Here is a 26,513-nt window from a genome sequence, read left to right on the forward strand (position 1 = left end):
TATCGGTGAAATGATAATTATTATCGTTGAATGGATTTAAAAATCTGTCGGGGCAGGGTTCAAGAATGGTTTTACCCGGATGTTTAAAGCTGGCAAGGTTTAAAAGCCTGGGTTTTATACCCTAAATTAAAAGACTGAATTAAGAAGGATTGTATCTATTTCTCGTCTCTTCCGAATAATTTTCGTAATTCGTTTTTCGAATCATCCAATACCTTCTTTTGCGCAGCGCTAAGATTATCGCCTGCTCTGTTTTCGTAAAAATTAATCATACTCATGGCAGATTGAAAAGGGCCTGCTTTTCTCCGTTTGCTCCTTTCTGCCGAACGCTTTACCGATAAAGCAATCTTTTTCGCATCTGTTGATTTGAAAATATTTTTTTCCAAATCCATCGCATTGCTGGTTTGCGTAACCTTTTTCGACCATCTTTTGGGTGCTGCCTTCCGGGTAGTTTCTTTTGAAGCAGATTTTTTCGCAGTGCTTTTCGTTTTTTTAGCGGATGCTGCTTTTGCCATAATATTTTTTATAAAACAGCACAATCATAATACCAGCTTTCAGAGGGGTTTAGGAATTTATTTTTTTACGGCACCCACCGGAATGGTTTAAAACTATTCTCTATTTCCCTGCCCATATAATACCTCGTTCATCTTACTCCTGTCGAATTCTTTTTCATTATTGGAAAGCCAGATGGTAGCCACACCGTTACCTATAAAATTGGTAAGCGCCCTTGCTTCGCTCATAAACCTGTCAACGCCTAACAAAAATGCAAGGCCTTCAATGGGAATTACTTTCACAGCTGTAAGGGTTGATGCAAGCACAATAAAACCACTGCCCGTAACGCCTGCTGCACCTTTTGATGTTACAAGTAAAACGCCAATAATAACAAACACCTGGTGAAGCGTAAGCTCAATATTATATACCTGCGCAAGAAACATTACAGCCATAGAAAGATAAATGGTTGTGCCATCAAGATTGAAAGAATAACCTGCGGGAACCACCAGCCCTGTAACCGATTTTGTGCAACCCATGCGTTCCAGCTTTTCAATCAATGAAGGCAATGCTGCTTCTGATGAAGAGGTACCCAATACAATTAAAAGTTCGTTGCGTATATATTTTAAAAATTTAAGAATACTGATATTATAATAACGCAGCAATAAACCAAGCACAATAAAAATGAAACACAAACAAGTAATATAAACGCATACCATCAGCCTTATTAAAGGCAATAATGTATGTATGCCAAACTTGCCAATGGTATAAGCCATGCCGCCAAAAGCGCCAAGCGGCGCCAGCAGCATTACAAAATGCAAAGCTTTAAAAACATATCTCGAAATATTGGTAAGCGGAGTAATGATAATTTCTTTTTTGTTATACCTGCTTAACCATATTCCAAAAATTATGGCAACGATTAATATCTGGAGCGTTGGATTATCTTTTAAAAACTGGAGCCAGCTAAATTCTTTTGATTCTTTTATATATGCAGAAATATCGCCGCCTTTTATAGATGAAATGTCAACGCCGCGGCCCGGTTGTATAAAATGAGAAACTATAATGCCAATTAATAATGCAAACGTTGTAACTATTTCAAAATATAATAATGCTTTGCCACCAACGCGGCCCGTTTTTTTCAGGTCGCCCATGTTGCTGATGCCAAGCGATATGGTTAAGAAAATTATAGGGTAAATAAAATATTTAATCAGCACGATGAAATAGTCACCGAATACCTTCATTTTTATGGCAGTGCCAGGATAGAAATTTCCTAACAGTGCGCCGGCTGTTATGGCAACAAGCACCCAAAATGTTAAATTGGTAAATAGTTTTTTCACAAGACAATAATAACTTAATTATAAGTTCAGGAAGAATTACAGCAGTATTAAATGCATGCCTTGGTTATTAATAAGGATTACTTTAGTATAGATAAATGGGTTTGCTTTAATTTAAAATCCTTAACATCGAATATGGCTTTAAGCGAAATGGATGATCTGAAACAGCAGGTGAAAAAATTATCGCAGCAGTTACAACAGGTGCAGGAAGAATTAATGCAAATGCAGCGCAGGATAAATAAAAGCGATAACCATACTGTTGGTCCTGCTAAGTTGCCGGAGCCTGCTGCTTCATCGGCACAGGCGGTGAAAAGGAGTATTGCTTTGCAACGTTCAGTTGAAAGCTTTATAGGTTTAAAGATCATTAACCTTGTTGGTATAGTTGTATTGCTGATTGGTATTTCTATAGGCGTAAAATATGCAATTGATAAAAACCTCATTACACCTTTTGCAAGAATTATACTTGCTTACTCAGCAAGCGCCGTATTGCTTTTGTTATCGTTCATGCTAAAGAAAAACTATGAAGGCTTCAGCGCTATTTTATTCAGTGGCGCAATGGCTTCCATGTATTTTACAACGTATGGCGCATTCACGTATTACGATTTCTTTTCGCAAATACTTTGCTTTATTATAATGGCAGTGATTGCCCTTTATACGGCAAGCAGGTCGCTGCAATATAACCGCCAGGAAATTGCTGTTGTTGGCATGGTTGGCGCTTATGCCATACCCATTCTCATCAGCACCAATCATGAAAATTATCTCTTACTGTTTAGCTATATACTTGTAATGAATGCAGGCATACTCATTATATCTTTCAAACGTTCATGGAAATTATTAAACCTGCTTGCACTGATTATTACCTGGAGTTTTTTCATTGGCTGGCTGCTTGCGAGGTACAAAGAAGCTTATCAGTTTTATGCAGTTGTTTTTATGAGTATTTATTATATTTTATTCCTGCTGAGCGCTTTTGCATTTACCATAACAAGAAAAACGAGATTAAGCAATCAGCAACTGCTGCATATACTTATCAATAACTTTTCACTCTTTATTTCACTGCTTGCCATTTTTAGCGCATCTTCTTCCAATGCAAATGCGGCTGCTGTAACAGCCTTTTGCGCCCTGTTGTTTTTTAGCTTTGCTATTGCAGGCAATAATTTCTTTCACGATGAAAAAGTGCTTAACCGCATACATTATGCAACTGCACTTTTACTTGCTGTTTTATGGATAGGCATACAATACAGCGGCTTAACCATTACCATGCTCTGGATGCTGCTTGCTATAATTGTATTTATCATTGGCATTATAACAAAAACAATATGGCCAAGGCTTGCCGCCATTTTACTTGTAGGGCTTACGCTGTTAAAACTGGTTCTGTTAGATAGCATATTCTTTACGGCCGTTCAAAAAATTATTGCTTACATAACCATTGGCACATTACTGCTCGTGCTTTCTTTCTTCTATCAAAAATTTAAAGCGGTTTTGTCTGCAGATGATGAAAATAAAACAAACATCAGCGATTAAAATGAAAAGGGTTGTTTGCTGCTGCACTAAATTCATTCCATATTTCCTGTACAATATCGGCAGCAGGTTTTATATTGTTTATTAAGGCGCTTACCGCTCCAATTTCCAGCTCGCCTTCATCAAGTTCACCTTCCAGCATGCCTTTTTTTGCACGGCCATGCCCTAATATTGCTGCAAGTTCTTCCCTGGTTGCGCCACGCATTTCAGCTTCTTTTATCGTCTCAAAAAAATTATTTTTAAGCAACCGCACCGGCACCACTTTTTTCATGCTCAGCATTGTATCGCCTTCTTTACTGTTTATAACAGCCTCTTTAAACTTTATATGATTAGAAGCCTCGTTACTGCATACAAAGCGGCTGCCTACCTGCACGCCATCGGCGCCTAAAACCATAGCGGCCAGCATTTGCCTTCCCGTTGCAATGCCGCCTGCGGCCAGCACCGGAATTTTCACTGCTTCTTTCACAAGCGGGGTTAAAACCATTGTAGTGGTTTCTTCACGGCCATTATGACCGCCGGCTTCAAAACCTTCAGCCACTACAGCATCGCAGCCTGCAGCTTCCGCTTTTTTTGCAAATGTGCTGCTGCTTACCACATGTACTACCGTTATACCATGTTGTCTTAAAACCGGCGTCCAGGTTTTAGGATTACCGGCGCTCGTAAAAACAATTTTCACACCTTCATCAATTACAATCTGGATGTGCTTTTCTATGTCAGGGTATAAAAGCGGGATATTTACGCCAAAAGGTTTTGCCGTGGCTGCTTTGCATTGGCGGATATGTTGAAGCAATACATCAGGATACATGCTGCCGCTGCCAATTAAGCCCAATGCGCCTGCATTGCTTACTGCGCTGGCAAGTTTCCAGCCGCTTGTCCAAACCATTCCGGCCTGAACAATAGGGTAATCAATATTAAAAAGCTGTGTAATGCGGTTAGAAAAGTTTGACATCAACCCAAAATAAAACAAAGCGGGTTAATAAATAAGAATAAAATATTTAAGCAAAATAACAGTGCAGTAACAGGAAAAATTAATATAAATATCTTCTCATTTCCACGCATGAAATAAACCTCTTCATAACTGAATTTTTCTTGTTGTTATCTGCTTTTATTTTCGAGCCCGGACTGCTTGTTTTTAATATGGGAGCAGCCGGTTGCAGGTTTTGCTTTTGCGAGGTAAATGCAATAAATAAAAACGTAGCTGACAATAATGCGGCAGCTATAAAAACTGGTATATTTCTTAAGTAGCGGATGGTGATTAATTTAGCTACGAATGTAGTCGTAAATTAATCAGTTTATAAAATTCCCGCTGTTAAAAAAAACAAAACAATACCGGTACAGGCTTATCAACAATTGTATTAGGTTTGCCTCATCTTAATTGTGCAGGTATGAAATAAAGCATAAAAAATTCCCGGGAATTTTATACCACGTGATGTTATGCGTTATTCCTGTTTGGCAAAAAATGTAAAAACAAAAAATATACAGATGAATGAAAGTTTTACTAACCGCATCCAGGCGGAATTGCTTGAAATAGAGTCTTCCGGTTTGTTTAAAAAAGAACGCATTATTACCAGCCCGCAGGGCGCTGAAATAACTGTAAACGGGAAGCAGGTTCTGAACTTTTGCGCCAACAATTATCTCGGCCTTTCCTCTCATCCTAAAGTTATAGAAGCAGCACACAAAGCCATTGAAACACATGGCTACGGTTTAAGCAGCGTACGGTTTATTTGCGGCACGCAGGATATTCATAAAGAACTTGAAAAGAAAATAGCTGATTTTCTCGGCACAGAAGATACCATTTTATACTGTGCTGCCTTTGATGCCAATGGCGGCGTTTTTGAACCTTTATTTAATGAGCAGGATGCTATTATAAGCGATGCTTTGAACCATGCCTCCGTAATTGACGGCGTGCGTTTATGCAAGGCGCAGCGTTACCGCTACGAGCATAATAACATGGAAGACCTTGAAGCGAAGCTGATTGATGCTGCTCATTTGCGCAGCCGTATTATTGTAACGGACGGATCCTTCAGCATGGATGGCACCATAGCGCAATTAGATATTATTTGCGAACTGGCTGAAAAATATGATACTGTGGTAATGATTGATGATAGCCATTCAACCGGGTTTCTTGGCAAAACGGGCCGCGGCACCCATGAGTACAAAAATGTGATGGGTAAAGTTGATATTATTACCGGCACATTGGGCAAAGCGCTTGGCGGCGCCAATGGCGGTTTTACCAGTGGCAAAAAGGAAATTATTGAAATGCTGCGCCAACGCTCCCGTCCTTATCTTTTCTCCAATACATTGGCGCCGGCCATTGTGGGCGCATCCATTGCGGTTTTTGATATGCTTTCCGAAACAACGGAGTTGCGTGATAAACTGGAAAGCAATACTGTTTATTTCAGGAAAAAAATTACAGAAGCCGGTTTTGATATAAAACCCGGCGAACACCCGATTGTGCCCATAATGTTGTACGACGCCGTTGTGGCCCAGCAGTTTGCAGCCAAATTGCTGGATGAAGGCATTTATGTAATTGGGTTCTTTTACCCTGTGGTGCCAAAAGGCCAGGCACGCATCCGCGTGCAGTTAAGTGCAGCGCACGAAATAAAAGATATTGACAAAGCAATCACAGCTTTCACAAAAATTGGAAAAGAGTTAGGTGTAATAAAAAACGGGTAATACCTTTGGGGCGTAATCAAAGAGCAATCCGATGAATACTATACTTCGTTCTGAAAGCGAAAAACCGAAATTAATGGAAGCCGGCCTTCCTTTCTGGAAACTGGTTAACATGTTAGATAACGGGATGACTGAAGAGCAAATTATCATTCAATACCCGTTGCTTTCGTCTGCAGAAATAAAGGTCGCTATGAAGTATGCTGGTTCCACAGCAGTTACTATAAACCAATAAACAGCCGTTGTAATTTAACGGCTGTTAGTTTTTTAAACCAATCAATAATGCGTGTAATTAGGCATCCCGGTTTTTATTGCCTGCTTTTAGGCATCTTCTTTTTAGCAGCCTGTTCCAGCAATAATATTACCAGCGATGACAGCCTGAAAAAGTATTTTGATGAATACCATGTTACAGGCACTTTTGGCATGTTTGATAACGGGCAGGCTCAGTTCACCATTTATAATTTGAGAAGATTTACCGACAGCGCTTATCTGCCTGCATCCACATTCAAAATTGTTAACTCACTTATTGGCCTGCAAACTGGTGTTATTTCCGGTGAGAAAATGGTTATACCGTGGGATGGCGTGGTACGTTCTAATGCTGAATGGAACAAAGACCTTACCATGGAGCAGGCTTTTAAATTATCAGCCGTTCCTTACTACCAGGAGGTGGCAAGAAGAATTGGGAAAGATACCATGCAGCACTGGCTGGATAGCTTGGGTTATGGTTCAAAATATAACCGCGCCGTTATTAAAAATGATCTTGATTCTTTCTGGCTCGATAATAATATAAAAATTACGGCTGATGAACAGCTTGGCCTGGCAAAGAAATTATACTTTGAGCAACTGCCTTTTCAAAAACGCGTACAGACTGTTGTAAAAAACGTGATGGTGCAGGAAAAGAATTCCAACTATACGCTTGCATATAAAACAGGCTGGGGTTATAAGGAAGACGGAAAATCTATCGGCTGGATTGTTGGCTGGGAAGAAGAAAACAGGCATCCCTATTTTTTCGTTTTGCAGATTGAAGGCCCGCATGATATGGATATGGTAACAGCACGGCTGGCCATCTTAAAAAATATCCTTTCACAGTATGGATTTTTTAAAGGACAGCGGTAAGCATTTCAAACATCCATCTCAAAAATTTTCTGTTCCTTTTTTTCTTTAAATCCAAGATGGAGATAGAAAGCATGCGATGCATTCCTCACAACATTGCACCTCACTCTTAATCTTTCACGTTTATTATCCCGGCACCATTGTTTCGTTTTTTCAATTAGTGCTTTACCAATTTGTTTATTGCGCAACTGCTCATCCACAATGAGCCCGCGGATTTCACAGTAAGGAGAAGATTCAAGTGTTATAACGCCTGCCACTGTCATCCAGCCAATTACCCGGTTATTTAATACAGCAACAAATGCTGCAGCATCATCATCGTTTAAGAGCAATTCAAGATTGCATTTAACCTGCGCAATATCTATGGAATAACCAAGCTGGCCGGTTAGCATATTTACGGCCTCGGCATCTTCAATCTGCATTCTTCTTATAAAAATTTCCTGCATCATAATTAATTGCAATTTTAATATTGTTATTTCTGCCAATCATTAATCAAACCATAAAAATCAGGTTTTAAATACACGATTGGCTTAATGCTTGTAGCTTGCAGCAATCACATTATGTTTCAGTTTGAACATACCATATACCTTGCCGGGTTAATAATAATTATTCCACTCGTTTTACTATTATTTTCCGTATTGCAATGGAAGAAGAAAGTAAAAAGAGCTTTGGGCGATGAGAAACTCATTGATCAGCTTACCAAAAACTATGATGGAAGAAAATATAAACTCAAGTTTATATTAATAGCCGCAAGCATAGTGTTATTAATTATTGCTGCGGCCAATTTAAGAAAACCGGTTATTGGTAAAGATGAAAAACGTGCAGGCATTGACATAATGATTGCATTGGATGTAAGTAAAAGCATGTGGGCCGAAGATGTAAAGCCTTCCAGGCTTGACGCCGCAAAACAGTTTGTAAACAACCTTATTGATAAGCTGGATGATAACCGTGTTGGCCTCGTGGTTTTTGCAGGCCGCGCTGTATTGCAAATGCCGCTTACATCAGATTTTGCCGTGTCCAAATTATATGTTTCCAATGCTTCACCAGAAGCTGTGCCCATACAGGGAACAGTTGTGGGCGACGCATTGCGTTTATGCGCCGGTTCGTTCAGTTCAGAAGAAAAAAAATACAAGGCTGTTGTTCTAATTTCCGATGGAGAAGATCATGACCCCGGCACAGAAGATATATTACAACAGCTAAGCGATAAAGGTATTATTGTAAATACGATTGGCGTGGGCAGCGTAAACGGCGCTCCCATAACAGAACCGGGCGCCAATGCTTATAAGGTTGACCGTAACGGGCAAACTGTTATAAGCAAATTAAACGAACAAGAACTCCGCACAATAGCACAGCAAACAGGTGGCGCTTATTTTCATCTTGATAATGCAGGTACTTCTGCCAGCAATATTGCTGCCATTTTAGATGGTATGGAAAAGAAAGCCATAGAAACAGGAGGCGGCGAAAAACAATACAGTTCATTGTATGGTATTTTTGTATTGATAGCTTTGCTGTTGTTAATCGCAGAAATTTTTATTCCTGAAACAAAAAGAAAAATACAAACAAGCTGAAATATTTTTTTACCATATTGATAATGTTTTTTACTGCGGGTATTATGGCGCAGCCGGCCAACAGTGAAATAAACAAAGGCAATGAAGCTTATCGCAAAGGCGATTATAAAACTGCCATTGAAGCCTATAAAAATGCATTGCGGAAAGACCCGGCTAATAATACGGCCCGCTTTAATCTTGCCAATGCTTTGCAAAGGCAAAATGAATTGAATGAAGCCAGTAAAAATTACGATGAAGTAGTAAAAGATGCAACACTTAATTCATTAAGATCTGATGCCAACTATAATAAAGCGCTGGCTTATTTAAAAGGAAAAGATTTACTAAAAGCCATTAATGCATTTAAGGAATCATTAAAAGAAAACCCCGATGATGATGATGCAAGGGAAAACCTTCAGAAGGCATTGAATGAATTAAAACAGCAGCAGCAACAAAGCAAACCAAAGAGCCAACAACAAAATCAGCAACAGCAAAAACAAAAACCGCTGAATAAAGATATGATGCAGCAGAAGTTTAATGAGCTGCGCAACCAGGAAAAACAGTTGCAGCAAAAACTGCAGGATAAAAACAGTACCATACAACCCGACAAAGACTGGTAACAGTTAATCGGTATTCGAATGCTGCGGTTCTTTGCCCGGGTGGCCGCCATTAATGACAAGCATCATTTGTATAAAATTTTTACCGCTGCCATCATCGGCTTTACGATAATCAAACTGCCTTATAAAACCAGCCTGCAATGCAATGCTTTTTGTAAACTGGTAACCAATGCCGCCAAATGCCCTGTTGCGTATAAAATAAGGTGCTTTATTGGTAAAGAAAACCTCGTTATAAAAAGGTATGTAAACTGTGTTTGCCGTAAGTTTTGAATGGTTAAGCGGTATGATAGGATTTATGCGGTAACGAAAACGGCTGGAGAAATCGCCGTTAATCCAGCGCTGTTCAATACGGAAACGGTTTTCAAATTTAATACGGTCTATGTAAGCAGAAATAACAAACTGCTCCCATATCCTGAACTCATTTGAAGTAAGCGGTTTCTTTAAGTTGCCGGGAAAAGTATAGGTTTCATAGTTCCCCAAACCTATAAAGGCCGAACTTTTATCGGTTATATTATATCCGCCGCCAAACTTTAATTCGTGGTAATAGAAATCATTAGCTATATGCTGGCTGCGCAACTGAGCTTCACTGTACAGGAACACTTTCTTATTAAAGGAATAATTATAATTAAGAATATTCCATCCGCCCAATACATTGTTTTGAGCTAATAATGAATTGCTGGCAAGCAGCAATAAAAGAAATGCTGATGCTTTATAGATCACAGATAATTTCAAGCAAAATATTTCGGCAATGATAGCAATAAAATAATATTAATATCTGCAATAACCGTTAATTGTTTCGAGGCATATTATTGGTTGGTTTAACGTTACAACCGAAGCGTGTTATAGCTTTCAACCTTAGTATCTTTACAAAATGAAGATGAAGAATGAAGACCTTAAAAAGATCACTGAAATAAAGCAATACCTGCTTGACCCGCCGGTAAGTTTTAAACTGGGCGATTATGCAATTGCTTACCTGCAAAATGCCATTGATATTTTAACTGCTTATCCTGATGCCGCTTCAACCGTTGAAAATCTTCAGCAAACTTTACAGCAACTGCAGCTTAAAAATATAGCAACAGAAAATTTACGAAGCACATTGCAGGATTTGGGAAAACAACTCAGTGCGCTAACAAACAGATAACTATAAAGCTGCCGGGTGAATTGCCGGCAGCTTTATTATAGTTTCAGAGAGTATGGAATTATAATTTCAAAGGGTACGGAAGTATAAGAACTTACTTTAGTTCAATAACATTAAACAAATGTGCCGGTGTAATTTAAAAACAGCATCAGCCAATTCGCATTCATCGGCAGCATATGTGCATAGGGAAATGCTGGTATATTCGCCTAACTGGCTTTCTGCAATTGTAATAAGCATTTCTTCTGTAACCTCTTTTCCCCTGCTGTTTACAGGCAGCATGCCCGGCGTTTCCGCAACCGTATTGCCCAAATGAATAAATGTTGGATGCAGTTCATCAATGGCTAAAGAAAAATCAATAACCTTTTTACCTGCTACAGGTTCATTTGGCAAGGTTATAAAATCATTGCCCACACAATAAACAATTTCATTCTTATTGTTTACAGTCCACCGGTTAAAATTTTTAAAATCGAATGCATTTAAATTATCCACAAAGCCGATAAACCTGTTTAACCGTGCCGTGATGCCGGGATTGGGATATAAGCCCTTCCTGCCCAGTTCCAGCCGTATGCGTACGAAATTGCGGCTCATGGTATTGTAATAATAGAATGAATTGAACGGTTGCCGGGATTTTGTTACCCATGTTTTCAGTGGCATAGAATAAATGTTTTTCAGAATGATTAATGCCACAAAATAAAACTGCTTTAAAACCGGTTACAAGCGTAAGAAGACGGGTTTTTAAAAACACGTATTTCTACGTGCTTTCAGGAAAGTGCATCAATAATATTATAACGAACGGCAAATAAAACAAGGCCTGCAGTATTACGGCTACCGGTTTTTAAAATGAGGTTATTGCGATGGCCTTCTATGGTACGCACGCTTACACAAAGTTCATCAGCTATTTCATGGTTCGTCATTTCTCCGCATATTAATTTAAGCACTTCCATTTCACGGGCGGTTAATTCTACGGGAATGTTATTGATGTTTTTATATTTTTTAGATATCGTTCTTGCCCGCTGCATTACTTTAAATGCATCCGGCGTAAGATAAAACCCGCAGTCATGGGTTTGCCTTATGGCATCAAACAATTCTTTAGGCTGGCAATTCTTCGATAGAAAACCAGCAGCACCGCATTCTATCAGCTTTACTACAAAGCGTTCCTGCGAGTATGCAGACAATACAATTATTTTTATAGCAGGATAATTTTTATGAAGGTAATCTGTAAGATCAAAGCCATTCATTACCGGCATTTCAATATCTATAACGGCTATGTCAATCCCTTTGCTTTTAACTAACCGGTCAATAAACTCTTTACCATTGGAAGCATCAAACAACACTTCCATATCAGGCTGCGATTGTATCAATTCAATAATGCCCGATTTAAATAAAGCATGATCGTCTGCAACAGCAACTGTTATCATTGGTACTTGGTTGATATATTAAAGCAACTGGTTATTTTTTTACCGGGATATAGAGCAACAGGCATGTTAGCTGAAGTTTGACTTTTCATGTACTTTGGATATCGTGTTAATGCCGGTAAATTTATTAATTAAATTGATGCATTAAAGCCATATTTCATTATCCGGGGATGAAAATTGTAATCCAGGGATAATAAGAGAGGCTGCCCGTTTATGCCAGGCAGCCTCTCTTAAAAATGTTTTCAATTATCTTATTACTTTCCGGCTGTTGGCGGTTTTAAATATTTATCAAGGAAAGCCAGTGTTTTTTCTGATGTTGTTATCTGGTTTTCTTTCTTTACAAAACCATGTCCTTCATCCGGATAAGTTACATACTCAACCGGCACGCCGTTTTTCTTTACACCTTCAACAATTTCATCACTTTCAACAGGCAATACACGCACATCGTTCATGCCCTGGAATACAATTAAGGGTTTTGTTATTTTCTGATAATTGTATAAAGGTGATGCTTCTTTTAAATGAATACTGTCGCTGGTATTGGGGTCGCCCATTTCTTCATACAAAGCCTTGCGGAACGATTCCCAATAAGGCGGTATGCTGCGCAAAGTACGCAGCCAGTTGGCAACACCAAATAAATCAACACCCACTTTAAATTCATCAGGGTAACTGCAAAGTGCATTCAGCACCATGCAGCCGCCATAACTGCCACCATAAATACCAATGGCATTGCTGTCAATATAATCCTGCTCAGCCAGCCATTTCCTGCCCCATACACAGTCTTTAAGATCAGCATTACCATGATCTTTATTATCCATTTTATAGAACGTTTTTCCATAACCACTGCTGCCGCGGTTATTCACAGCAAGCACTGCATAACCATGATTAACAAGATATTGAATAGCATTGCTGAAACCAATACGGCTTTGACCGCCGGGGCCGCCATGCACCCAAACCAAAGCGCCCACTTTATTACCGGCGCCCGCCTGCAATGGCTTATAATAAATAGCAGGAATTTCTTTACCGTCAAAAGATTTAAAGCGGACCACCTCTGCTTTTACCAAATCATTTTCATCTATTTCTTTGTTCAAGGTTGATGTAAGCTGTTTTAACTGTTTGCTTTCAATATTATAAGCATACAAATTGTTAGGGCTCGTACTGCTGCCCACAGACAGCAATAAGTTTTTTTCTGACGGCGATATGATAACACTCTGCACATCACCATCTTTAATTTCAGGGAAAGGAATTTCTTTATTTGAAGCATGATCAAATAATAACACCTTGTTTTTGCCATCGTCGTTTATAAAGATGGTATGATATTTTTCATGGTCGCTTAAACTCATGCCTGCCACATCCCATTTATCTTCATAAATTTTATCAGCCTTGCCGCTGTTGATGTTATACTTTACGAGATAACTGAATTCATTACCATCGTTTGTGGTGTAATATAAAATACTGTCGTTTTTTTCTATAGACTGCAGGTTCCAGTTAGCTTCCTTATCGTTGCTCAGGCGTTTGGTTGTCTTTGTATCACGGTCATACAGGTACAGTTCGTTTTTATCGGTAGTAATACTTTTATTTAAACCAATATATTTTTCGCTTTTGCTGATGCCTGCTATATCATAAGCAGAATCGTTTTCATAAAGCAGGCTGGCTTTCCAGGTGGCAGTATCAATCTTCCACAAGTCAAATACCTGCGGATTACGCTGGTTGCTGGTAATATACATCGCCGTTTTATCATCGCTCCAGCCATAGAAATTATTAGCGCTGCCGGCCCAGGGCGTAATATCTTTTGCGCCTGTATCGGTTTTGCTCTTGAGGTAAAGATGCGAATTTTCATTACCACCCTGGTCTGCAGAATAAATGAATTTTTCAGTTCCGGGCAAATAATCAATCGCAAAAAAAGATTCTTTGGCAGATGTTGTTAAAGGCGTTACTGCCGTATCTGCAACGTTCAGCTCATATACATTATAAATGCCGGTGCTGTTATTGTTTATAAGCACCTTGCTTTCATCACTGTTAAAACCTGCCGCGCCAACGGAAAGGTTATTATATAGTTGCTGGATGGTGTATTGTTTTGGCATGCGGGCCTCTTGTTCCGGTTGATTGCAACTGATAAATAAGAGCAGCAACGCTGCAGCAGTCAGGTGTTTAAGCATATAATTGGTTTTGAACGAAACTACGGAAGTTTTCCGCTTATAAAAAATGCGGCGCATTAACTACAACTGCTTTGCCTTAACGTTAAATTTTATCCTAATTCTGAAAAAATAACCCATCACCTGCCTATTGCATAAATTTGCAGCCTATGCAGCTATATTGCAATTCACTTACGGCGTACAGCCGCTTAAAAACCCGGGAAGTAAAGATTGGGGATCTTTTATTGGGAAACCTGCACCCGGTGCGTGTGCAAACCATGACGACTACCGATACGATGGATACAATTGCCACGGTTGAACAAACCATCCGTTGTATCGAAGCCGGCGCAGAACTGGTGCGCATTACAGCGCCTTCAAAAAAAGATGCGGAAAATTTACTCAACATAAAAAATGAACTGCATAAACGTGGTTATACAACGCCGCTGGTGGCAGATATTCATTTCACACCCAATGCAGCGGAAATTGCAGCCCGCATAGTTGAAAAGGTTAGGGTTAACCCAGGCAATTATGTTGACAAGAAAAAGTTTGAACAAATTGAATATTCCGATGCAGAATATGCAGAAGAGATAGACCGCATACGCAACCGCTTTACGCCGCTGGTTAAAATTTGTAAGGAATATGGAACGGCTATGCGTATTGGCACCAATCATGGCTCTTTGAGCGACAGGATCATGAGCCGTTATGGCGATACGCCCATGGGCATGGTGGAAAGCGCAATGGAATTTCTGCGCATAGCGAGAAATGAAAGCTACCACAATATTGTATTAAGCATGAAGGCCAGTAACACACTGGTTATGGTGCAGGCTTACCGGTTGCTGGTGAATACCATGTTTGAAGAGTTTGGCGAAATATATCCTTTACACCTCGGCGTTACTGAAGCCGGCGATGGCGAAGACGGACGAATAAAAAGCGCTGTGGGCATCGGCACTTTAATGGAAGACGGATTAGGCGATACGATACGTGTATCACTTACAGAAGACCCTGAATTTGAAATACCGGTTTGTAAAGATTTGGTGAAGCGTTATGAAAACCGTGAGCACCATTCACCTGTAGCTGATTTGTTGCAGAAGATAAAGTCCACAGTTCACAGTCAACCGTTCACAGAAGAACTTTCAACTGCACAACGGTCATCGGCTGACAGTCACCGGTTAACCTTGCCCTACAATCCTTTTGAGTACAAACGCAGGATTACAAACGAAGTAAATAATATTGGCGGCACATTGGTACCAGTTGCAGTGGCTGATTTCATGCAGAAAGAAAAGATCAATGCGGAAGATTTAAAAGTTATTGGTTATAGTTATGATGCTGCAACGGATAAATGGAATATTGGCGACTCCGCCGCAGATTATATTTATACAGCAAATAAAACCTTAGACTTTCATTTGCCCGGCACGTTAAAAGTTATATGCAATGCTAAAACGTGGTTAGAAGCTAAAAACTCTCTGTCCTCTGGAGAGGGCCGGGAAGAGGCCGCTTTCCCATTGTTTGAAGGCGTTGACTATCTTGATATAGCGGAAAAATCAGCTAAACAAAATTTTATTGCGATTGATGTTCATACGATTGATAAGGAAATAAAAGAAAGGATTTTCGACCAGGTTGCCACCGACGTAACCGCTGTTCTTTGCCTGTATTCAACCAACAAACACAGCATGGCAGATGTGCGCCGCAATATTATTGAACTGATGGAACGCAACATAAAAGCGCCTGTTATTATTTGTGTTGAAAGCCATTGCGCTTCGGTGGATGAACAGCTTATTCAATTTTCGGCAGAAGCAGGCGCTTTACTGCTTGATGGTTTTGGCGATGGTATATGGCTGATGAATGATCCTCAAAAAATGAGTAACACACGGGTAAGCGGCCGTAATTATATTGCTGTTGCCAACAATCATCAATTCCTTAATGCAACATCATTTTCCATATTGCAGGCAACCCGCACCCGCATTTCAAAAACCGAATACATCAGTTGTCCAAGCTGTGGAAGAACATTGTTTGAACTGCAGGAAACCACCGCAAAAATCCGTGCGGTAACCAATCATTTAAAGGGTGTAAAAATTGCCATTATGGGTTGCATTGTAAACGGCCCCGGCGAAATGGCTGACGCCGATTTTGGTTATGTGGGCAGCGGCGTTGGCAAAATAACTTTATACAAAGGCAAAGAGGTTATTAAACGTAATGTTGACAGCAATGTAGCAGTTGATGAGCTGATCAATCTTATTAAAGATTACGGCGCCTGGATTGAACCGGTGTAAAAAAGTTTACTCTTTTCTTTGCAAGGCGTTCATATCTTAAAGATGCAGAACCTCCTTATTATTTGACGCAAGCAATGCAGATGGCAGATTATACACAACAAACGCCCATTAAAGTTCCAAGATTTGAAGAAGATGCTGGTTTTTATACAACACCAGTTAGAAGCGCTTTAATGTCGAAAATCAAGAGCAAGGATACAAAGCCTGAAATTTTATTTCGAAAAAAGTTATGGGCTTCTGGTCTTCGATACAGGAAATATAATAAAAATTTGCCGGGCAATCCTGATATAGTAATAAAGAAATATAAACTTGTAATATTTATTGATGGGGAATTTTGGCATGGCTATAAATGGAATGAAAAAAAAGGCAAGATCAAGGCAAATAGGGGGTTTTGGATACCTAAGATTGAGAGGAATATGCAACGGGATTTAGAAAACAACACAAAAATTGCTGCCTTAGGGTATAAGGTCTTCCGGTTTTGGAATAATGAAATAATTAAAAGACCACAAACCTGCTTGGATATGGTATTTGGATATATACATTCTTTGCACATATAACATCTACTATATTTTTTTTCGGCGGTTTCTATAAATTTGTAACCATTGTATAAGGTTATATAACTTGGTTATGAAAGAATATTTATCATTGTCAGAAACTTCAAAACTTATTGGAAAAAGTAAAGAAACATTAAGACGGTGGGACAGAGATGGCAAGCTAAATGCTGTAAGAGAACCAATTAGCAATTATAGGGTTTATGAAAAAGCTAAGGTTCAAACTTTATTTGCAAACTTGTTAGGTGAAAATATCGAAGAAGAAACGTCCAATTTTGTTAAAGCCAAAAAGGATTATAAAGTACTGGAATTATTTGCGGGTGCCGGAGGATTTGCTGTGGGTATGGAAAAGTCAGGCTTAAAATGTGTTGCCCTAAATGAAATTGATAAATGGGCTTGCCAAACTTTACGTCAAAACAGGCCTGCTTGGAAAGTTTTGGAAGGTGATATAAGGGCATTTGATTTCACTGAGTATAAAGATAAAGTTGATGTTGTTACAGGCGGTTTCCCTTGCCAGGCATTTAGCTATGCGGGTAAAAAATTAGGGCTTGCAGATGCAAGAGGAACCCTTTTCTATGAGTTTGCCAGGGTTGTAAAAGAAGTAAATCCTCCCATTTGCATTGGCGAAAATGTACGTGGTTTATTAAGCCACGCAAATGGAAAAACTTTGCAAGGGATGATCTCAATATTGAGTGAGATTGGATATAACGTTGCACCTGTACAAGTTTTAAAGGCAATCAATTTTAAAGTGCCTCAAAAAAGGGAACGGCTTATTTTAGTTGCTATCAGAAAGGATATAGACTTACAATATTATTACCCAAAACCTTATAAAAAAGTGTATAATTTGGAAGATGCTTTAAAGAAAGGGGATTTGTTTTGTAACAATGTGCCAAAATCAAAGGGCGCTAAATATCCTGAAAGCAAAAAGCAAGTGTTAGATCTTGTACCACCAAAAGGTTATTGGCGCGATTTACCAATAGAAGTCCAAAAACAATTTATGGGAAAAAGTTTTTACCTCGGTGGTGGTAAAACAGGTATGGCGCGCAGAATTGGATGGGATGAACCTTGCCTTACTTTAACCTGTAGTCCAGCGCAAAAGCAAACTGAACGTTGCCATCCCGATGAGACGAGGCCTTTTACAATAAGAGAGTATGCCCGTATCCAGACTTTTCCTGATGATTGGGAGTTTTCCGGTTCTTTGGCGCAGCAATACAAACAAATAGGGAATGCGGTACCTGTTAATTTAGGATGTGAAGTAGGTTATTCAATTATCAAGTTTTTAAATAAGTACTATGATTTAAATTCAAAGAGCTGAGAGCTTTCAATTTCATTAGCAAGTCCTTCAAGACCTTTGCTAATTGCATTATTTGTATCTATGCCTCCAATTAATAAATGAAGTCCTGAAACCAAGCCCTCATAGAACTTTGGAAATCCAGTAACTCTTTGCCAGAATTCTTTGCCAATTATAACTGGATGAACTTTGTCTATGACTTTATAATGCATGCTTAATTCCTCTTTCTCACCATAAAGTACGCCCACAATAAAATCGGTATTATTAATATTTTTAGAGATCTTGTTTGTTCTTGCAAGATTTATTGTATCAGTAAATTTTTTAATCAGAGGTTTTACATCTTCGGAATTTATAGTGTTAGGGCCTGATTTAAGTTGGCACCATTTTCTACGGTTATCAATTTTATCAGTAAATTCTATATCCATGCCCTTAATCAAAGACCCTTCTGCAATTTTCAAGTCAACGAACATATTTTGTATCCTTGTTCCGAATGAAGTATTAATAGAAGTTCCTAAAACTCTCGGATAATAAAGTGCCTTAGCAACACCCATGGGCGTATAATTATCTTCCAGTAATTTCGATAGATATTTTACAACTATAGGATTTATATTATACTTCTTCAGCTTTGAATGCACATTTATAGAGGCGTTAATATGATTTTCAAAAATATAAACCTTAAAATATTCTACAATTTCCTGTATTAATTCATCTTGTGTTTTCATGTAACTCTTTTTGAAAGCATTCCAACTATTACATCCTGTATGCCACCACATTCACCAGCACGCCAATATTTTCAATACCAATTGAAATTTCGTCGCCGGATTGTAAGGTAAATTCATTCGGAGGAATGATGCCTGTGCCGGTCATTAAAAAGCAACCGTGTTCAAAAATGTTTTCACGGTATAAATATTCAGCAAGCTCCTTAAAGTTTCTTTTCATGCGGTTTAACTGTATGGAGCCTTCAAACACAATTTCATCGCCTCTTTTAATACTTAAATTGATGGTTGTATCCAATGAAATTTCGTTCCCGGGAACATATAAACAAGGGCCGAGTGCAGCACTGCGGTAATACAGCTTTGCCTGGGGCAGATACAAGGGGTTTTCACCCTCAATATCCCTGGAGCTCATATCGTTGCCAATGGTATAAGCAACAATTTTTCCTTTTGAATTAATAAGCAGTGTGCATTCGGGCTCAGGCACATTCCATTTGGAATCTTTACGAATGAATACTTCTTCACCCGGTGCTGAAACGCTGTGCGGCAAAGCCTTAAAAAATAATTCAGGCCTTTCAGCATTATACACTTTACTGTAAAAATCTGCACCACCCGCATCTTTACTCTCTTCCATTCTTGCATCGCGGCTGCGTAAATAAGTAACGCCTGCAGCCCATACTTCCTGCCTGCCTATAGGTGCAAGCATTTTTATTTCATTCCAGTTTACAGTAATTTTTTCTGATGAAACAGATGACAGGTATTCAAATAAATTATCACGGTTTATCAGTGCATCAAAGTCTTCGTTCAATACAAAATGTTCTTCATTGCGCTGAAGAAAAATGCCGGCAGAGGTTTTAAATAATTTCATTGTAGCTAATTGATTATATGGTATGGTTAAATATATAGGTTATTTAATAAAGTGCTTAAGAGAGGCCGTTTGCTGTATGTTGTTATTGTTATTCACTCAATCTCGTATACTTAAGAAATATTCAATAATCAATATGCAATAATCCCCGCCTGAAGGACAGGCAGGAATGTTCAATTATAATCTTTTGCAAAATGAATATTGAATATTGAGCATTGATCATTTACTGCTATCAGCCTGGCGCACCGGAGGCATCTGGCCGTATTTAAATTTATAAAGATATTCCGCGTTTCCACGGAATAAAATCATCATGCAAACCTGCTTCTGCTTTAGCCTGCACATTGCCATTGGCAACATCAATTATGTAATTCAAAATTCTTTCACCGGCCTGTTCAATCGTTTCATTGCCTTCTATAATGGGGCCGGTGTCAATGTCAATTATATCGGTCATTTTATTATACAGGGCAGTATTGGTAGATAGCTTTAATACCGGCGTTACAGGGTTGCCGGTTGGCGTGCCCAAGCCTGTTGTAAACAAAACAATATTGGCGCCTGCCCCCACTTCTGCCGTGGTGGATTCCACATCGCTGCCGGGCGTGCATAATAAATTTAAACCGGGTTTCGAAACTTTACCGGGATAATCCAGCACATCGGTTACAGGAGAAGTGCCGCCTTTTTTTGCAGCGCCTGCAGATTTTATAGCATCTGTTATAAGCCCGTCTTTAATATTACCCGGCGAAGGATTGGCATAAAAACCGGAGCCAACATCCACAGCACGCTGGTTATAAGTAGTCATTAGTTGCATGAAATTTTCTGCTGTATTATCATCAACGCAACGGTCGCTGAGTTCCTGTTCCACGCCGCAGAGCTCAGGAAATTCAGATAAGATAACAGTGCCGCCCAATGCCACCAATATATCAGAAGTATAACCGATAGCAGGATTGGCGGAAATGCCTGAAAAACCATCTGAGCCACCACATTCCAGGCCAATGCACAATTTGCTTAAAGGCGCCGGTTTGCGTTCGAGTTCATTTGCCATTGCAAGGCCTTCAAACGTTTTTTTAATGGCTTCGCCCAACAATTTTTTTTCGTTGCCGATCTTTTGCTGTTCAAGTAATATTAAAGGCTTTGAAAAATTTGCATCACGTTTTTCAATTTCTTCTTTTAACGTTGCCAACTGGGCGTTTTGGCAGCCCAGGCTTAAAACTGTTGCACCAGCCACATTGGGATGTGTAATATAACCGGCCAGCAGGCCGCATAAAGCCCTTGCATCATCGCGTGTGCCGCCGCAGCCCATAGTGTGGGTTAAAAATTTTATACCGTCAACGTTTGGGAATACCTTTTTATTTTCCAACACAAATTCATCTTCATCTGCAAACATCAGATCATATTCCTTATTGCCGCTCTCATATTCGCGTATCATACGCTGCACCATAGCTTCATAAGGCGATTCTTTTGGAGCATATCCGAGCGCTTTCATAAAGGCTTCCTGCAATACGTCCACATTTTTGTTTTCGCAAAAAACCATTGGAATTACTATCCAAAAATTTCTTGTGCCAACAGCGCCATCTGCGCGGTGATAGCCATTAAAGGTTTTGTTTTCAAAAGCGGCAACATCAGGCTTGTGCCATTCTGTGTGCCTTTCCTTTAATTCAAAACTGCCTGAAGCGTGTTTTACATTTTTTATGGAAAGCAGGCCACCCTTTGGTATAAAGCTCATGGCTTTGCCTACCAATACGCCATACATAAATATTTCATCGCCCTCATTTAAATCAACCAGGGCATACTTATGCTTGGCGGGAATGTTCTCCTGTATTTCAACCTGTGGCAAAGCAGGCTGGTTAATTTGCTCTCCTTTGTACAAAACCGTTAATGCAACGGCTACATTATCTTTCGGGTGAATGCGTAAAGCTTTTGTTTGCATAAAATTTAATAACAGGTTGCTTAATGTTAAAGCTTCCTAAATAAACAGGAATAGCTATACAAAATTTATTTCGCCGGTAAATACTAATTGTATTTTAGCAACCGCGAATTTATTTGTTTAATAGTTACACTTTACAAAACAGATGCACCTTTTGCCGAAAAACAAATCAACTGTACAAGTGAGTGGCTCCCGAAAAAAACGGGACAGGCTAACTATGCTGCCGCAAAGCTCTAAAACCCGTTATATAAAAATTATATCAGTAAAGCGAAGTTTACTGGCTGCTTTGCTGTTCACGGCAGGCATTACTTGTTTCGGGCAGCAAACACTAACGCTTGACAGTGCTATAGCTATTGCATTGCGCAACAGTTATGATATTGAAATAGCAAGAAATAATGTTGAAGCTGCAGACATTAGTAACAGTTATGGTATGGCAGGCGGGCTGCCTGTTGTTACGGGCACGGCTACCGACAGGGAGCAACTGAATGCCGTAAATCAAAGAATAAGCACCGGGGAACATATTAACCGTAAATCTGCTGCAGGCAACAGCGCCACGGCTGGGGTGCAGGGCAGTATTCTTTTATATAACGGCATGCAGGTGGTGGCAACCAAACACCGCCTGGAGGAACTGGAGAAGCAAAGCCAGGAATACCTGAATGCAAATATTATAAACACCATTGCCACGGTAATGACGCAGTACTACGATGTAGTGCGCCAGCAGAGCTATTTAACTACGCTTGATACTTCCATTGCAGTAAGCCAGCAACGTGTGGATATTATAAAAACGCAATTAGATGTTGGGCTGGCAAATAATGCGGACCTTTTTCAATCGCAGCTTGATTTGAATGCATTGATACAATCCAGAAAATTACAGGAGCTTGCTATTGAACAGGCCAAAACAAGTTTATTAACCTCACTTACTTTAAAACCAGACAGCAATATTGTAATTACTGATTCAATAACCGTTGACCAAAGCCTGATGCTGGAAGATGTAATGAACAATATTTATCAAAGCCCCGATATTACGGCAGCCAGCATGCAGGTTACAATAAACCGGTTAATAGAAAAAGAAACCGCAGCGCAGCGATATCCTTCATTGTATGCCAACGCAGGATACAACTATAACCGTTCGCAAACGGCTGCGGGCAATGTATTACTTAATCAAACATACGGGCCGTATGTGGGCGTGAGCCTGACCATACCTATTTATAATGGGTCTGTTTATAAACGCCAGCAAAAAATAGCGGCGATAAATACAGAGAATGCACGGCTGCAGGAGGACATTATAGTGCGTGACAACACTTCCAATGCTGTGAAGAATTACCAGGCCTATCAGAAATCTTTGCAGCAATTGCAAACGCAGCAGGAGAGTTATGCACTTGCCAAACAATTGCTTGATCTTGTGTTACTGAAATTCCAGGCACGTGTTGCCACTATTGTTGATGTAAAGAATGCGCAGGAAAGTTTTGCCAATGCAGGTTATCTTTTGGTAAACATGAGCTATGCTGCTAAGGCTGCTGAAATTGAAATGAAGCGGCTTACGTACAAGTTGCGATAAATATTATTGTTGTATTTGCTTTATAAAATCAATAAGCTTTATAAGGTCTTCTTTTTTATCCAGGTTAATATTATTATCATTCATAAATGTTTCAATCGCTGTTTTATTGGCATTGAACATGGTGAAAATATTCTTTTTTAAAGCAGGGTTAAAGTTGTTGAATCTATCAGCTATAAAATAATAGGTTTCTTTATGCAATAAAATTTTGTTGGCTATTTCAAGCTTTGAAACCTGGTTGTTTGCACCATAATAGCTTATGTTACTAATAGAAGAAGTTGAAGTCATTTGACCGTATCCACTTTTCTTTATTTCATCAACTTTTTTTAAAACCTCAATCTTTCCAAATTTGGCCGCCGCATTTCCGTATATTAATTGTACATAAACTTTATTATAATAAAACGTATCGTTTTGTATGGTTATGTATTTAATAAGCCCTTCGTCGGCAAGCGCCATTGTATCGCCTGAATATTGTATAAACTGCATTTCGCCGTTGAAGATGTTTAAATTAAGATTACCGCTTGAAGCAGTACCATTTTTAAAATAAACAATGCCTGCTTTAAATTGCGGGTATTGATAAATAACACTGTCACCTAAAGCATTTTTTACATCTTCGCCTGGCTTCACAAGCCATTCTTTGTTTTGGGAATAAATGTTATAATGCATTATTAAGGCAGCTATAATCAGTGAGAATTTCATGGCAGGCGGTATTAAATTAAAAGCATATTGTAATATAATAAATCATTATTAAACCTCGCCCGCTTTATGATGGCTATTTGCCATACTTATAATCAAACGGCAGCATTCTTGAAATTTTTTCGCTCCATCCCCAATAACCTGTATTTAACAGCGCCAACTGCGGATGGAAATTACCATTCGCATCAACCTGCAAAGTAACTTTTTCCAGCAGTGTTATTTCTGAAGCCATGTTTGCACTGCTGCGCGGAAAACTTCTGAGAAAAGCATCGGGTACTTTCTTTTTATTGTAGTTGATATAAAGATAATTATCAAATTCAAAGCCTGCGGTTATATCATTAATACCAAACGCAATGCTGTCGCCGGTTAACTTGCCTGAGTATATAATTGATTTTTCATCTGGTTCTGCAAGAATATTTTCATAATATTTCGAACTGTCTTCAGGCATCGGGTTGTATTTCAGCATCAACCTTATTCTTTTCTTTTCTTCATTTTCTATTTTACGCATCCTGAATACATCAAAGCCTTCTTCAACAATAACATTTCTGCACAGGCTTCGCATAAAATGCATTTGCGACCCTTCATATACTTCTTTTCTTTTTGCCTGCCACCTTTTTTGCCTGTAACCGCTACCCCGCATTTCTGTAAATAAAGGATAGCCCTGGTAAAAAAGATATTTGTTAGTAAAGTCGTATGTAAACTCTTCAAGCTGGTATTGAATTTTATAACCCAGCGCTTTATTAATGATGGTTAATGGCTCAAATGCAATTGCCTGGAGCGTTTTAGCTTTCTTATCATGCCTGAACCTGATTGTTTTGGTGTTTTGTATAACGCATTGCCGGGCTTCATCTGTTGTTCCAATAAAAAGGTCAATAAAAAATTTGCCCCAGTTGGCCCAGCCATCTTTTTCAAAAGGTACGAGCACAACATCTTCAAGCTGGTGATCGGAAGGAGAAAGATAAACATTAAAGGGGTTGCTTATTGTATTGGTAGCATAAGTTTTTGTTGCATATCCAATATATGAAAAAACTATTTGATAGGCGCCCTGCGGAATGGATAAGCTAAAACTTCCATCCTGTTTTGTTATGGTGCCTGCGCTGGTATTGCTTATAAAAACACTAACGTTGGCAAGTGGCTGGCTGGTAGCCGAATCAATAACCTTTCCCTGCAATGTTAATTGCGCAAAAAGGCTTTGTGCAATTAACATTAAACAGAATATGAACAATGCCCTCATGCATCGAAAATAGGGCAAAACCTTTATAACTAAAATTTTAGTTTAATGCCGCCATTCACCACAAAGCCATCCAATGGTGCATAAATATCACGGAAGATTGGGTTATCGATAGTCCCGGTATAAATCGTATCAAATTTTGTTTGCCTTACATCGAGAATATTCTCAAAATTGATGAACACAGAAAACTTATCCCAGCATTTTTCAGCCATAGCGCCACACATCCAGTATGATTTTCCCATCGCACCATCGGTTAACTTTTGCGGGCTGTAATAATAGGCTTCAAGGCCAATCTTTATATCATCTTCCTTTTCATACATCAATACATTATTTAAACGATGCCTCGGCGTAAGCGGAAACCAGCTTTCAGTATTGTTATAATGGCTATTCACACCAGCATACGTATAACCAATAAACAGTTTGAAATTGCTGTATGTAAAACGCAGGTTGGTTTCAAGCCCTTTTGTATCAATATGGCCATTGGCATTTACAAATGCTTTATTGCCTTCACTTGTATCTTTTAATACCTGCGGGTTATGCAGCTTCGTATAAAACAACAAAACATTGGCACTAAAACCGAGCCTGCCAATATGGGTTTTGTAATTGAAATCAACATTGCCGCCCACCGATTTTTCGTTAATGGCTGTTGCTTCATTTATTGGAAGAATATGCTGAAACTGTATCCGCTCCGCATCTTCTGTAAATACTGTTGGTGTTTTATACCCCAAGCCGCCGCCCAGTCTTGCTGTAAATGCAGGCGATACTTTAAACATGGCTGAAATGCGTGGCAACAATTCAAAACCATATTGTTTTACATAGTCGCCGCGCAATCCTGTTTCGAGGCTAAAGTGGCTTGCCGGTGTCCAGGTGTTTTGCACAAATACACCATAAGTATTATAATGATAATTTCTTAAAAGCATTGTGTTATGCTGCTTCTCTTTAAAATCATCTGTCAGGAAATTCAATCCTGCTATCCACAAAGCCTTTTCTTTTTTTGCAGTAAAATTCAATTCAGAATAAGATGATTGCTGCCTGCCCTGGAAGATGTAACCGGGAATTGCTATTAACCGGTTAAACCCGGAATAACTGTTTTTAAATTGAAGCGTTGAATTATCATTCAGTTTATGCTGAATATCTAACTGGGTTGAAAAACGGTCTGTATTATTCTTTTCAAAATAGCCGGGCGTGTTGTGCTTTATATAATTCATATTGCCGCCTGTTCTGTTCTCGGTTATATAACTAAACCCAATATTGGCATTGGTTTTATCGCCATATAAAAAAAGCTTTGGATTGATGGTGTAACGTTTAAACTTTGGAATAGCGGTTAATTCAATGCCTGCTGGATCATAAGCGGCGCCTGCGTTTGCCGAGCCAAACAATGTAATGCCAATATGCTTAAACCGCTGGCTGTAAAAGCTGCTGAGGTCCAGGCCTTTTGCTGATGTTGCGTTGGCAAGAA

General features: G+C 39.2%; 25 protein-coding genes. 11 read left to right on the forward strand and 14 right to left on the reverse strand.

Annotated elements, in window-relative coordinates; translation table 11 throughout:
• Nucleotides 1–155: 155 nt before the first annotated feature.
• Nucleotides 156–512, reverse strand: coding sequence for a DUF3175 domain-containing protein (locus BM015_RS01710; protein WP_090653876.1), 357 nt, complete (start codon nt 510–512; stop codon nt 156–158).
• A gap of 93 nt (nt 513–605) precedes the next feature.
• Nucleotides 606–1,823, reverse strand: a complete 1,218-nt coding sequence (gene dctA / locus BM015_RS01715) for a C4-dicarboxylate transporter DctA (RefSeq protein WP_090653878.1) — start codon at nt 1,821–1,823, stop codon at nt 606–608.
• Between the two features lie 132 nt (nt 1,824–1,955).
• Between dctA and BM015_RS01720 the strand changes: the two genes are divergently transcribed.
• The gene (locus BM015_RS01720; RefSeq protein WP_177191779.1) at nt 1,956–3,341 is read left to right on the forward strand and encodes a DUF2339 domain-containing protein; all 1,386 of its coding nucleotides are present in this window, start codon (nt 1,956–1,958) and stop codon (nt 3,339–3,341) included.
• Here the strand turns inward: BM015_RS01720 and BM015_RS01725 are convergent.
• Nucleotides 3,331–4,287 (reverse strand): NAD(P)H-dependent flavin oxidoreductase, encoded by a 957-nt coding sequence (locus BM015_RS01725; RefSeq protein ID WP_090653882.1) that lies wholly within the window; start codon nt 4,285–4,287, stop codon nt 3,331–3,333. The two genes, BM015_RS01720 and BM015_RS01725, sit on opposite strands and share 11 nt — an antisense overlap.
• A 533-nt stretch (nt 4,288–4,820) precedes the next feature.
• On the opposite strand from BM015_RS01725, the gene kbl reads away from it, so the two are divergent.
• The 3 genes from kbl to BM015_RS01740 are packed head-to-tail and all read left to right on the forward strand — an operon-like array spanning nt 4,821 to nt 7,124.
• Nucleotides 4,821–6,014 carry a glycine C-acetyltransferase gene (gene kbl / locus BM015_RS01730; RefSeq protein WP_090655147.1) on the forward strand — a complete coding sequence of 398 codons (1,194 nt, stop codon included), beginning with the start codon at nt 4,821–4,823 and terminating at the stop codon, nt 6,012–6,014.
• Nucleotides 6,015–6,045: 31 nt separating this feature from the next.
• Nucleotides 6,046–6,243, forward strand: coding sequence for a DUF433 domain-containing protein (locus tag BM015_RS01735; protein ID WP_090653884.1), 198 nt, complete (start codon nt 6,046–6,048; stop codon nt 6,241–6,243).
• A 47-nt stretch (nt 6,244–6,290) separates the two neighbouring features.
• Entirely contained in the window at nt 6,291–7,124 is an 834-nt protein-coding gene (locus tag BM015_RS01740; protein ID WP_090653886.1) for a penicillin-binding transpeptidase domain-containing protein, read from the forward strand.
• A 5-nt stretch (nt 7,125–7,129) separates the two neighbouring features.
• Here the strand turns inward: BM015_RS01740 and BM015_RS01745 are convergent, their stop codons facing one another.
• Nucleotides 7,130–7,567, reverse strand: coding sequence for a GNAT family N-acetyltransferase (locus BM015_RS01745; RefSeq protein ID WP_143075722.1), 438 nt, complete (start codon nt 7,565–7,567; stop codon nt 7,130–7,132).
• A gap of 111 nt (nt 7,568–7,678) precedes the next feature.
• Between BM015_RS01745 and BM015_RS01750 the strand changes: the two genes are divergently transcribed.
• Together BM015_RS01750 and BM015_RS01755 are read left to right on the forward strand one after the other, a co-directional pair.
• Entirely contained in the window at nt 7,679–8,686 is a 1,008-nt protein-coding gene (locus BM015_RS01750; RefSeq protein WP_090653889.1) for a VWA domain-containing protein, read from the forward strand.
• Nucleotides 8,687–8,709: 23 nt separating this feature from the next.
• Nucleotides 8,710–9,282: a tetratricopeptide repeat protein gene (locus tag BM015_RS01755; protein ID WP_090653891.1), complete on the forward strand. Its 573-nt coding sequence runs from the start codon at nt 8,710–8,712 to the stop codon at nt 9,280–9,282.
• Between the two features lie 3 nt (nt 9,283–9,285).
• Here the strand turns inward: BM015_RS01755 and BM015_RS01760 are convergent, their stop codons facing one another.
• Nucleotides 9,286–10,011 (reverse strand): DUF2490 domain-containing protein, encoded by a 726-nt coding sequence (locus tag BM015_RS01760; protein ID WP_177191780.1) that lies wholly within the window; start codon nt 10,009–10,011, stop codon nt 9,286–9,288.
• Between the two features lie 139 nt (nt 10,012–10,150).
• On the opposite strand from BM015_RS01760, the gene BM015_RS01765 reads away from it, so the two are divergent.
• The gene (locus tag BM015_RS01765; protein ID WP_090653894.1) at nt 10,151–10,420 is read left to right on the forward strand and encodes a hypothetical protein; all 270 of its coding nucleotides are present in this window, start codon (nt 10,151–10,153) and stop codon (nt 10,418–10,420) included.
• Nucleotides 10,421–10,516: 96 nt separating this feature from the next.
• On the opposite strand, the gene BM015_RS01770 is transcribed toward BM015_RS01765, so the two are convergent.
• The 3 genes from BM015_RS01770 to BM015_RS01780 all read right to left on the reverse strand — a co-directional run bounded on the left by BM015_RS01770 (nt 10,517) and on the right by BM015_RS01780 (nt 13,988).
• The gene (locus BM015_RS01770) at nt 10,517–11,071 is read right to left on the reverse strand and encodes a hypothetical protein (protein WP_143075723.1); all 555 of its coding nucleotides are present in this window, start codon (nt 11,069–11,071) and stop codon (nt 10,517–10,519) included.
• 107 nt (nt 11,072–11,178) lie between these two features.
• Entirely contained in the window at nt 11,179–11,835 is a 657-nt protein-coding gene (locus tag BM015_RS01775) for a response regulator transcription factor (protein ID WP_090653899.1), read from the reverse strand.
• Nucleotides 11,836–12,086: 251 nt separating this feature from the next.
• The gene (locus BM015_RS01780) at nt 12,087–13,988 is read right to left on the reverse strand and encodes a S9 family peptidase (protein ID WP_090655150.1); all 1,902 of its coding nucleotides are present in this window, start codon (nt 13,986–13,988) and stop codon (nt 12,087–12,089) included.
• Nucleotides 13,989–14,134: 146 nt separating this feature from the next.
• Here BM015_RS01780 and ispG point away from each other — a divergent pair, with 146 nt between their 5' ends.
• The 3 genes from ispG (at nt 14,135) to dcm (ending at nt 18,097) form a co-directional block, all read left to right on the forward strand.
• Nucleotides 14,135–16,234, forward strand: a complete 2,100-nt coding sequence (gene ispG / locus BM015_RS01785) for a (E)-4-hydroxy-3-methylbut-2-enyl-diphosphate synthase (RefSeq protein WP_090653901.1) — start codon at nt 14,135–14,137, stop codon at nt 16,232–16,234.
• 80 nt (nt 16,235–16,314) lie between these two features.
• The gene (locus BM015_RS01790) at nt 16,315–16,788 is read left to right on the forward strand and encodes a very short patch repair endonuclease (protein WP_090655153.1); all 474 of its coding nucleotides are present in this window, start codon (nt 16,315–16,317) and stop codon (nt 16,786–16,788) included.
• 70 nt (nt 16,789–16,858) lie between these two features.
• Nucleotides 16,859–18,097 carry a DNA cytosine methyltransferase gene (gene dcm / locus BM015_RS01795; protein WP_090653903.1) on the forward strand — a complete coding sequence of 413 codons (1,239 nt, stop codon included), beginning with the start codon at nt 16,859–16,861 and terminating at the stop codon, nt 18,095–18,097.
• On the opposite strand, the gene BM015_RS01800 is transcribed toward dcm, so the two are convergent.
• The 3 genes from BM015_RS01800 to BM015_RS01810 form a co-directional block, all read right to left on the reverse strand.
• The gene (locus tag BM015_RS01800; protein WP_177191781.1) at nt 18,073–18,795 is read right to left on the reverse strand and encodes a PmeII family type II restriction endonuclease; all 723 of its coding nucleotides are present in this window, start codon (nt 18,793–18,795) and stop codon (nt 18,073–18,075) included. The two genes, dcm and BM015_RS01800, sit on opposite strands and share 25 nt — an antisense overlap.
• A 28-nt stretch (nt 18,796–18,823) precedes the next feature.
• Complete coding sequence (locus BM015_RS01805; RefSeq protein ID WP_090653908.1) at nt 18,824–19,654, reverse strand: fumarylacetoacetate hydrolase family protein; 831 nt, start codon at nt 19,652–19,654, stop codon at nt 18,824–18,826.
• 268 nt (nt 19,655–19,922) lie between these two features.
• Nucleotides 19,923–21,575, reverse strand: coding sequence for a UxaA family hydrolase (locus BM015_RS01810; RefSeq protein ID WP_090653910.1), 1,653 nt, complete (start codon nt 21,573–21,575; stop codon nt 19,923–19,925).
• Between the two features lie 178 nt (nt 21,576–21,753).
• Here BM015_RS01810 and BM015_RS01815 point away from each other — a divergent pair, with 178 nt between their 5' ends.
• Entirely contained in the window at nt 21,754–23,130 is a 1,377-nt protein-coding gene (locus tag BM015_RS01815) for a TolC family protein (protein WP_218148412.1), read from the forward strand.
• Between the two features lie 3 nt (nt 23,131–23,133).
• Here BM015_RS01815 and BM015_RS01820 read toward each other — a convergent pair whose 3' ends face one another.
• The 3 genes from BM015_RS01820 to BM015_RS21780 form a co-directional block, all read right to left on the reverse strand.
• Nucleotides 23,134–23,826: a hypothetical protein gene (locus tag BM015_RS01820; protein ID WP_090653914.1), complete on the reverse strand. Its 693-nt coding sequence runs from the start codon at nt 23,824–23,826 to the stop codon at nt 23,134–23,136.
• 73 nt (nt 23,827–23,899) lie between these two features.
• Nucleotides 23,900–25,030, reverse strand: coding sequence for a carboxypeptidase-like regulatory domain-containing protein (locus BM015_RS01825; protein WP_177191782.1), 1,131 nt, complete (start codon nt 25,028–25,030; stop codon nt 23,900–23,902).
• Between the two features lie 56 nt (nt 25,031–25,086).
• Nucleotides 25,087–26,433, reverse strand: coding sequence for a TonB-dependent receptor plug domain-containing protein (locus tag BM015_RS21780; RefSeq protein ID WP_245751165.1), 1,347 nt, complete (start codon nt 26,431–26,433; stop codon nt 25,087–25,089).
• Between the last annotated feature and the right edge of the window lie 80 nt (nt 26,434–26,513).

The sequence above is a fragment of the Parafilimonas terrae genome (assembly GCF_900115755.1).
In the GTDB taxonomy this organism is placed as follows: domain Bacteria; phylum Bacteroidota; class Bacteroidia; order Chitinophagales; family Chitinophagaceae; genus Parafilimonas; species Parafilimonas terrae.

Excerpts from the sequence above, each read along its gene's own strand:
- BM015_RS01710 (WP_090653876.1), bottom strand. The coding sequence starts at position 512 with ATGGCAAAAGCAGCATCCGCTAAAAAAACGAAAAGCACTGCGAAAAAA.
- BM015_RS01720 (WP_177191779.1), top strand. The coding sequence starts at position 1,956 with ATGGCTTTAAGCGAAATGGATGATCTGAAACAGCAGGTGAAAAAATTA.
- BM015_RS01725 (WP_090653882.1), bottom strand. The coding sequence starts at position 4,287 with ATGTCAAACTTTTCTAACCGCATTACACAGCTTTTTAATATTGATTAC.
- kbl (WP_090655147.1), top strand. The coding sequence starts at position 4,821 with ATGAATGAAAGTTTTACTAACCGCATCCAGGCGGAATTGCTTGAAATA.
- BM015_RS01735 (WP_090653884.1), top strand. The coding sequence starts at position 6,046 with ATGAATACTATACTTCGTTCTGAAAGCGAAAAACCGAAATTAATGGAA.
- BM015_RS01740 (WP_090653886.1), top strand. The coding sequence starts at position 6,291 with ATGCGTGTAATTAGGCATCCCGGTTTTTATTGCCTGCTTTTAGGCATC.
- BM015_RS01745 (WP_143075722.1), bottom strand. The coding sequence starts at position 7,567 with ATGATGCAGGAAATTTTTATAAGAAGAATGCAGATTGAAGATGCCGAG.
- BM015_RS01750 (WP_090653889.1), top strand. The coding sequence starts at position 7,679 with ATGTTTCAGTTTGAACATACCATATACCTTGCCGGGTTAATAATAATT.
- BM015_RS01755 (WP_090653891.1), top strand. The coding sequence starts at position 8,710 with ATGTTTTTTACTGCGGGTATTATGGCGCAGCCGGCCAACAGTGAAATA.
- BM015_RS01765 (WP_090653894.1), top strand. The coding sequence starts at position 10,151 with ATGAAGATGAAGAATGAAGACCTTAAAAAGATCACTGAAATAAAGCAA.
- BM015_RS01770 (WP_143075723.1), bottom strand. The coding sequence starts at position 11,071 with ATGCCACTGAAAACATGGGTAACAAAATCCCGGCAACCGTTCAATTCA.
- BM015_RS01775 (WP_090653899.1), bottom strand. The coding sequence starts at position 11,835 with ATGATAACAGTTGCTGTTGCAGACGATCATGCTTTATTTAAATCGGGC.
- BM015_RS01780 (WP_090655150.1), bottom strand. The coding sequence starts at position 13,988 with ATGCTTAAACACCTGACTGCTGCAGCGTTGCTGCTCTTATTTATCAGT.
- ispG (WP_090653901.1), top strand. The coding sequence starts at position 14,135 with ATGCAGCTATATTGCAATTCACTTACGGCGTACAGCCGCTTAAAAACC.
- BM015_RS01790 (WP_090655153.1), top strand. The coding sequence starts at position 16,315 with ATGGCAGATTATACACAACAAACGCCCATTAAAGTTCCAAGATTTGAA.
- dcm (WP_090653903.1), top strand. The coding sequence starts at position 16,859 with ATGAAAGAATATTTATCATTGTCAGAAACTTCAAAACTTATTGGAAAA.
- BM015_RS01800 (WP_177191781.1), bottom strand. The coding sequence starts at position 18,795 with ATGAAAACACAAGATGAATTAATACAGGAAATTGTAGAATATTTTAAG.
- BM015_RS01805 (WP_090653908.1), bottom strand. The coding sequence starts at position 19,654 with ATGAAATTATTTAAAACCTCTGCCGGCATTTTTCTTCAGCGCAATGAA.
- BM015_RS01810 (WP_090653910.1), bottom strand. The coding sequence starts at position 21,575 with ATGCAAACAAAAGCTTTACGCATTCACCCGAAAGATAATGTAGCCGTT.
- BM015_RS01820 (WP_090653914.1), bottom strand. The coding sequence starts at position 23,826 with ATGAAATTCTCACTGATTATAGCTGCCTTAATAATGCATTATAACATT.
- BM015_RS01825 (WP_177191782.1), bottom strand. The coding sequence starts at position 25,030 with ATGTTAATTGCACAAAGCCTTTTTGCGCAATTAACATTGCAGGGAAAG.